Consider the following 569-nt stretch of genomic DNA (forward strand, 5'->3'; position numbering starts at 1 on the left):
AGGCCGTCCAGCGGGCTATCGGCGAACGCTTCGATACCAGTACGGCAGGCGAGATCTCTCTTCAGGGTTTCTCTCGCCCTCTCCGCGTATGGCGCATTTCGGGCGCCGTAGCCGAACCCCAATCGGCAGGGACCCGTCCATTCGTCGGGCGCAAGGCCGAACTCGCGCAGCTTCGTGGTCTTCTCGAGACCTGCCGCGATCAAGCCCGAGGGCATTTTGTTCATGTGCGTGGCGAGGCCGGCATCGGCAAGACGCGGCTCATCGAGGAGTTCATCCGGCAGGCGCAGACCGAGGGTATCCCGACGCACAAGGCCCTGGTGCTCGATTTCGGCACGGGCAAGGGACAGGACGCCGTCCGGGTGTTGGTCGGCAGCCTTCTCGGCCTGGAAGTCTCCGCGGACGCCGCCGCCCGTCATGATGCGGCCGCGAGAGCCACCACAGACGGATACGTCGATTCCGAGCAACTCGTCCACCTCAACGATCTTCTCGACCTCGCTCAACCTGCCGAGCTTCACACGATCTATGATGCGATGGACAACGCCGCCCGCCTCGACGGCAAGCGGCGCACG

The 569-nt window shown here is 65.0% G+C and carries 1 protein-coding gene; it reads left to right on the forward strand.

Annotation, left to right across the window (positions count from 1 at the left end; genetic code table 11):
* Positions 1 to 569 (forward strand): AAA family ATPase (locus CU102_RS28365; RefSeq protein WP_146146494.1); only part of this gene is annotated, 569 nt, incomplete at both ends.

Source organism: Phyllobacterium brassicacearum, assembly GCF_003010955.1.
Classification (GTDB): domain Bacteria; phylum Pseudomonadota; class Alphaproteobacteria; order Rhizobiales; family Rhizobiaceae; genus Phyllobacterium; species Phyllobacterium brassicacearum.